Source organism: Rothia sp. ND6WE1A, assembly GCF_001683935.1.
GTDB lineage: Bacteria > Actinomycetota > Actinomycetes > Actinomycetales > Micrococcaceae > Rothia > Rothia amarae.
This window is the reverse complement of record NZ_LXTU01000034.1, coordinates 21,440-28,033: the sequence shown is the minus strand read 5'-3', so window position 1 is coordinate 28,033 and position 6,594 is coordinate 21,440. Positions and strand designations below refer to the sequence as shown.

The window sequence follows — 6,594 nt, the reverse complement described above, 5'->3', positions numbered from 1 at the left end:
AGAATCAGCTCAAGCTGGGCAGCTAAGGAAGAAATAATCTGAGAAGCACTTGCTGTTCCAGCAACGATGACTGTTTGCTCATCAAGAGCTTGGAAGATTTCTTCCGTAAGCTTCGGTGCAAGCCGAGGTGCTTTCTTTTTCAGTAGGTTACGCACCTTGGTGCGCCCTGCAAAATGAAGTTCTGCAGGAGCAGGGTATTTCTTGAGCAACCCAAGCACCGCCTGGTGCGAAAGTCTAGGACCTAAAACTCGCTCAAGGTGTGGATGAATCTGAGTGAGAAAGCCACGCAGACGGTTTGAAACTGCTGTTGCTTGTGCTGCTAGGTCATCGTCAAAACCGCAGAGCATGGAGAGTTCTGAGGTGGTTTCATCGGCAACTGTTATTCCATGTAGGGTGTGGGGCATGGTGCGGGCTGTTTCAGCGATGATGAAGGCGTCCTTAGCATCTGTTTTTGCTTCACCGGGGTGCAAATCAGCTACTCTTCGCATGGTTAGCCCTGGCAGGTAGGCGACTTGGATACCTATGTTTTGTGCGATAGCTATCGGCAGGGCACCGATTGTTTTAGGCTGGTCCACTACTAGCAGAACAGTTCCTTGGGTGCTGAGCTTAGTCAGTAGTTCACGGATTTTGGGTTCTGATTGGGGTAGGGGTTTATCCCAGATTTTTTTGCCATTGCTGGTGAGCGCTGTAGCGTGGTGGTTGGTTTTGCCGACGTCTAGTCCGAGGTAAATGGTGAGGTTTTCGGTCATTTCTTCGCACCTTTGTGTTTTGCGGGTTATGGTGTGAAGTAACCGGTGGTTCACGAATCTCGCACCCACGTTACATTGGCTTTGGATCGTGCTTCTATTAGCGATGGTTTGTGGACCGTTCCCGGCCCCGGTGGCGACACCCCCCTGACCATTATTTGTGTTGGCTGGGGGCATTGAGCCATGCCGGGGCGGGCCGGTTACTTACGCTTCTAGTTTCACCTGTTTTTGGTGTCTTTGTGTGCGCCCTTAAAAGGTAACGGGGGATCCATCACCGCTATGAAAGCTACCTACGACTACAACCGCCACAAGGCATACCGCGAACGTGTAGCTTCGCGTGGTTTCGAAAACTAAAAAGCTCTCACAAACTTTCAAATAAGCGCCGCGAAAGAACGAATCATTCGGGGCGCTTTGTCGTCTGCTTTGTGATCGCCAGCCGGGTACGCACCTCAACCTGCCTACTCTTGCTAGACAGAAATAATAAACGCATAAAAATCTTTCCAAATACCGGCAATAAGTTGGTAGAGCCCTCAAAATTCGCATATTCTAGGGAGGTGCTTAGGCACACCTAACTTAAACATGCAGTGGGGCGGTCCCCACTAGATTTTGGAGAACTGTCTCATGGTTTCACTTTCACGCGGAGCTTTCCTCAAAGCCGCTGCAGCCACCGCTGCCGCCGGACTCCTCGCAGGCTGCTCAACCGGATCCAAAGATGCATCCGATTCCAGCGCTTCCGCCTCAACCGAGCCCTACACCATCAAGCACGCTTTCGGTGAGACTAAATTTGATGCCGTACCCCAGAAAATCGCCATCGTGCAGAACTGGCAGAACCCCGACGCCGTACTAGCTCTAGGCGTAGTACCTGCAGGTACGCCCGTCGTGGCATGGGGTGGTAACGAGAACCAGTCCACCCCCTGGTTCGACAAAAAACTCGAAGAACTCGGTGGCAAACAGCCCGTTCGCTATGACGAGACCGACGGCCCCAATTACGAAGAACTCGCAAAGCTTGAACCCGACGCGATCTTCTGCCCCTACGGCGACATGAGCCAGGAAATCTACGACAAGCTCAAGGGCATCGCCCCCGTTGTTCCCGCACCTGAGGGTGTAGGTTCCTGGGCAGCTTCATGGCAGCAAACCGTTGAAATGGCGGGCAAAATGCTGAAGAAAGAAGATGAGGCAAAGAAGCTCATCGAAGACACCGAAGCGAAGCTCAAAGAAAAGGGCGCCGAATACGAGAACCTGCAGGGTGCAACCTTCCTCTCGGGCGCTTTTGACACCGAAAAGAACACCTTCGGCGCATACACCTCCCAGGACACCCGCCCCCGCTTCTTCTCCATGATTGGCATGGAACAGGCATCCTACATGAAGGACAAAGAAAAGGATTCCAAGGCCTTTTTCCTCGATATTTCCGCTGAAGTTATCGACTCCGTCGAAGCCGACGCCGTATGGGCATGGGTCAATGCAGAGGGCGACATCGAAAAGGTCAAGTCCAACGACCTCTTTGCGCAGATGCCAGCGATGAAGCACGACGCCGTCGTCTTCGAAGCTGACAAGACTGCTGGTTTGGCGCTTTCCGCAGCTTCACCGCTCTCGCTCGTCTGGGCTGTCGAGGAAACTCCAATCCTCGAGAACATGTCCAAGGCTGTTGAGAACACCAAGAAAGCATCCTAACTTTTCACACCCCTCCAAGGCTGCTCGCGGCGATTGCCCCGGGCAGCTTTGGGCGTTTATTCATCAAGGATTTTTATGTCCCCCTCGCTGGCACACACTGCCCGAGAAAAACCACATACACAGCGGCAAAGAACCCTAGCGGTGACTGCGGCTCTGGTGATTCTTCTGGCGCTTGCAGTGGTTTCCTCAATCTTTTGGGGAACACGCGATGTTGGTGTGAATACAGTGTGGAATTACTTTACTCACGCAGACTTGCCCGCCATGACCGAGGCGGTTCTTGATCAGCGCAGCGTGCGCACGCTGTGGGCTGGAACCATCGGGGCGGCGCTGGCGCTTGCCGGTGCAGGCATGCAGGGGGTCACCCGCAACCCCCTCGGCGATCCAGGTATTCTCGGTGTCAACGCCGGTGCCGCATTTGCCGTCGTGGTGGGAATTTCTCTACTGGGAATCAACTCTTCAACCGGGATGGCGGGGCTCGCCTTTATCGGGGCAGGCATTACTTCGGCGCTGGTTTACGGTTTGGCGAGTGTGGGCCGCGACGGCGCAACCCCCGTCAAATTGGCGCTCATGGGCGCCGCTATTTCCGCAGGTTTAGGCTCCCTTACCTCGGCGCTGATTCTTAACTTCAGCAATGCTTTGGATTCTTTGCGCAAATGGCAGCTGGGTTCTGTCGCCGGTAGCTCAATGGAGGAGTTCTTCCCCGGTGTCTTTCTGCTGATTGCAGGGGCACTAATTATTGGGCTGGGAGCCCGCTCCATCAATAACTTTGCACTCGGCGATGACATGGCCACAGCACTCGGTGAAAACGTGGTGCTCAAACGCTTCATCATCTTTATCGGCATTACGCTTCTAAGCGGAACTGCCACCTCAATGTGCGGACCCATTGCATTCCTTGGCCTGATGGCGCCGCATGCTTTGCGCGCGCTCGTCGGGCCCGACTATCGCGCTATCATTCCGCTATCCGCGCTCTTTGGTGCGGCACTTCTCATCGTTGCAGACACCGTTGGCAGGGTTATTATGCCCCCTGAAGAAATACAGGTGGGGGTCACCATGGTTGTCATTGGTGTGCCGGTCTTCATCTACCTGGTACGAACCAAGAAGGCGGTGGAACTTTGATGTCGCAAGGTGCAACTGAGCTGACACCCGTTGATCGCGTAGCGAAACTACGCGCGGACGGACGACGTCGCCCCCGCCTCATCATTGTCGGCTTAGCGGTGACATTGGTAGCGGTCTTTCTCGTTCGTGTGCTCCTGGGAACGTACACGGTGACTTTTCCCGATTTTATTACCATCTTGCAGGGCGGCTCTATTGAAGGTGCTCGTGGAGCTCGTTATATTGTGCTCTCCGATAAGCTGCCCCGGGCGGTTTTGGGAACGTTGACCGGCCTTGCTTTTGGGTGTGCCGGGGCTATTTTTCAGTTGTTGCTCCGTAACCCGCTGGCTTCACCAGATATTATCGGCATCAGCTCCGGTGCCTCGCTGGGAGCGGTATTAGGCATCGTATTCTGGGGGTCAACCGGTTTTGAAATCTCTTTTCTTGCCGTGGCCTTTTCTCTTGCACTTGCCATTCTTATTATGGTGCTTGCCGCAGGGCACGGGGGAGTGGGCAACCGCTTTATCCTCATGGGCATAGGAGTCGCTGCTTTGGGCAATGCGGTGGTGAACTATCTGCTGACTCGGATTGACATCAATTCCGCCCAGTCTGCGATGGTCTGGATGACCGGTTCGCTGTCAGTAGCGAACTGGGAACGCATTCTGATTCTGCTCATTGCGCTGTGCCTGATTTTCCCTGCTGTGATGCTTTTCCAACGGCAGCTTCACGCCCTAGCTGTGGGTGAAGAACTCGCTCAAAGCCTGGGACTGAACGTGACGATTACTCGATGGCTCTATATCGTGCTGGGTGTTTTACTGGCAGCTGTTGCAACTGCCGCCAGCGGCCCTATTGCGTTCGTCGCTTTTGTATCGGGGCCCATTGCGCGCCGGCTGATTGGCGGACGGCATTCGCTGACTGCGTCGGCACTCGTGGGCGCAATCATTGTAGTCTTTGCGGACTTCATAGCCGCCAACTTCGTTCCAAGTGGCGCGATGCCCGTCGGCGTCTTGACCGGCGCATTTGGCGCTCCCATCCTCATCTGGTTACTGGTCCAATCTCAGAAAGAAGGTCGCTCATGACCGCCTGCACTTACCGCGAACTGCGCATCGAACATGTCGACCTCGGCTACGGCACTCGAACGATTGTCAAAGACCTCTCCCTTGCCATTCCCGCGGGAAAAATTACCGCAATTATCGGCCCCAACGGGTGTGGAAAATCTACACTATTGCGCGGTATTTCTCGTTTGCTCAAGCCTTCTTCTGGCGAAATTACCCTCGATGGAAAGAACATTCACACATTCCCCGGTAAAGAATTTGCTCGGATGGTTGGACTACTCCCGCAGAGCCCCATTGCCCCTGACGGCATCACCGTGGCGGACCTGGTTTCTCGCGGCCGATACCCCTATCAGGGAGTTTTCAAACGCAATACCGCTGAAGACGACGAAGCGGTCGCCTGGGCACTTGAAGCCACCAACACCATGGGTTTAGCAGAACGTTCAGTCAGCGAATTATCCGGTGGTCAACGCCAGCGCGTATGGATTGCCATGGCACTTGCCCAACAGACCGATATTTTGCTCCTCGATGAGCCCACTACCTATCTGGACCTTGCCCATCAAGTAGACCTGCTGGACTTGCTGTCCGACCTCAATGAGGAGCGGGGAACTACTATGGTTCTCGTGCTTCACGGGCTTAACCTGGCTGCACGAGTCGCCCACCACCTGATTGCCATGAAAGACGGCGAAATCGCATGTGCTGGCAAGGCAGAATCCGTTATGACCAGTGAAAACCTACATCGCGTGTTCGGTTTGAAAGCTTCGGTGCACGATCCGGAAAAGAGCGGCGCCCCCGTAGTGGTTCCTCACGCCCGTGTTGCCCGCGGAGGGTTCTCAAAAGCAAACGCCGGCCAAGCAATGAGTGAAGCCGATCGAGAGGACAACTCTAATGAATAAGCTACGTACGCACAGACACTCGGTGATTCATCAGTTTGGATTGTTCCCCGTGGTCGTGACAGGGGTACGACAGCTCACCGAGCATTACGTGCGCATCTCTCTGGCCGGACCTTCACTACATCACGCAGCAGAAGAAATTTCCGAAGGCACCGGGGACGTGGTTGACGCTTACATCAAGCTGTTCATACCGCCGGCAGGTAGCTCCCAGCCCACCGACATTGTGCTCGAAGATAACTGGCGCGCACAGTGGTTTGCTCAGCCTACGGATGAACGCGGTTGGATGCGAACCTATACTGTGCGTAATTCCCGGCTTATACCTGCTGATGCGATATCCCCGCCGGCTACTCAGTTCAGACCGGCTGCAGATGCCGACCTCTCGGTATTAGACCGTGAATACCCCTCCGACATCGTACCTGAAATCGATATCGACTTTGTGCTTCATGCCGATTCTGCTGGAGAGATGGGCCCCGGTGCTACCTGGGCTAACCAGGCGCAGGTGGGGGACTCTATCTCTTTCCTCGCTCCTATGCGCGGCAATAACCTATGGAGCTCTTGGAACCCGGGTAAAGCGTCGAAAATCTTGGTGCTTGCGGACGAAACCGCTGTACCTGCGGCACTTTCTATCGTGCGCACTTTGGACCGCAATACGCGGGCAGATATCTTGTTGGAAGTGCCTGGCGAGGGCGATATTATGACGCCGGAAATAGCTGATATTGCCGATGCCGCAACCGCATTCCCACATGTCACTGTGCGCTGGCTTCCCCGCGGGTGCAACGGTGCGTCATCGGTCAGAGGCGAAGAACTCTACCGCATGTTGCGTGAAATCCTCGACGTTAAACTCAACATCCAGTACCGAGTCATCGAACAAGTGACGGACGAAGAAATCGTGTGGGGATTAGCGGATGAAGACAGTGATTATTACGTGTTTATCGCCGGAGAATCGGCGGTTATTAAGACGCTGCGACGCATCTGCGTTAACGATGCGGGGCTAGATAAGGGCAATATCTCGTTCATGGGGTACTGGAAACGGGGACGAGCGGAGAGCTGAGCCAACTCGCTCACAACCGCAGGTGAGGGAGCGCATACTGGACCCCGCGCTTTTGCTCACCCCTCTTTATGAAAAGATGGAATAAACCT

7 protein-coding genes are annotated in these 6,594 nt (G+C 54.6%); 6 read left to right on the top strand and 1 reads right to left on the bottom strand.

Annotation, left to right across the window (positions count from 1 at the left end; translation table 11 throughout):
• Nucleotides 1-749: transposase (locus A7E48_RS04330; RefSeq protein WP_158004398.1), on the bottom strand; the 749-nt coding region annotated here is incomplete at its 3' end.
• Nucleotides 750-794: 45 nt separating this feature from the next.
• On the opposite strand from A7E48_RS04330, the gene A7E48_RS11470 reads away from it, so the two are divergent.
• The 6 genes from A7E48_RS11470 to A7E48_RS04305 all read left to right on the top strand — a co-directional run bounded on the left by A7E48_RS11470 (nt 795) and on the right by A7E48_RS04305 (nt 6,505).
• Nucleotides 795-926 carry a hypothetical protein gene (locus tag A7E48_RS11470; protein WP_255376898.1) on the top strand — a complete coding sequence of 44 codons (132 nt, stop codon included), beginning with the start codon at nt 795-797 and terminating at the stop codon, nt 924-926.
• 441 nt (nt 927-1,367) lie between these two features.
• Complete coding sequence (locus A7E48_RS04325; RefSeq protein WP_068169976.1) at nt 1,368-2,417, top strand: ABC transporter substrate-binding protein; 1,050 nt, start codon at nt 1,368-1,370, stop codon at nt 2,415-2,417.
• Between the two features lie 75 nt (nt 2,418-2,492).
• Nucleotides 2,493-3,533 (top strand): iron ABC transporter permease, encoded by a 1,041-nt coding sequence (locus tag A7E48_RS04320; RefSeq protein ID WP_068169972.1) that lies wholly within the window; start codon nt 2,493-2,495, stop codon nt 3,531-3,533.
• Nucleotides 3,533-4,588: an iron chelate uptake ABC transporter family permease subunit gene (locus A7E48_RS04315; RefSeq protein ID WP_083147185.1), complete on the top strand. Its 1,056-nt coding sequence runs from the start codon at nt 3,533-3,535 to the stop codon at nt 4,586-4,588. Before A7E48_RS04320 ends, A7E48_RS04315 begins: the two co-directional genes overlap by 1 nt.
• Nucleotides 4,585-5,457, top strand: a complete 873-nt coding sequence (locus tag A7E48_RS04310) for an ABC transporter ATP-binding protein (RefSeq protein WP_083147184.1) — start codon at nt 4,585-4,587, stop codon at nt 5,455-5,457. The genes A7E48_RS04315 and A7E48_RS04310 overlap by 4 nt, the downstream gene beginning before the upstream one ends.
• On the top strand, nt 5,450-6,505 hold the full coding sequence (locus A7E48_RS04305; RefSeq protein ID WP_068169971.1) for a siderophore-interacting protein: 1,056 nt from the start codon (nt 5,450-5,452) through the stop codon (nt 6,503-6,505). The genes A7E48_RS04310 and A7E48_RS04305 overlap by 8 nt, the downstream gene beginning before the upstream one ends.
• Nucleotides 6,506-6,594: the final 89 nt, after the last annotated feature.

Excerpts from the sequence above, each read along its gene's own strand:
- A7E48_RS04310 (WP_083147184.1), top strand. The coding sequence starts at position 4,585 with ATGACCGCCTGCACTTACCGCGAACTGCGCATCGAACATGTCGACCTC.
- A7E48_RS04315 (WP_083147185.1), top strand. The coding sequence starts at position 3,533 with ATGTCGCAAGGTGCAACTGAGCTGACACCCGTTGATCGCGTAGCGAAA.
- A7E48_RS04305 (WP_068169971.1), top strand. The coding sequence starts at position 5,450 with ATGAATAAGCTACGTACGCACAGACACTCGGTGATTCATCAGTTTGGA.
- A7E48_RS04325 (WP_068169976.1), top strand. The coding sequence starts at position 1,368 with ATGGTTTCACTTTCACGCGGAGCTTTCCTCAAAGCCGCTGCAGCCACC.
- A7E48_RS04320 (WP_068169972.1), top strand. The coding sequence starts at position 2,493 with ATGTCCCCCTCGCTGGCACACACTGCCCGAGAAAAACCACATACACAG.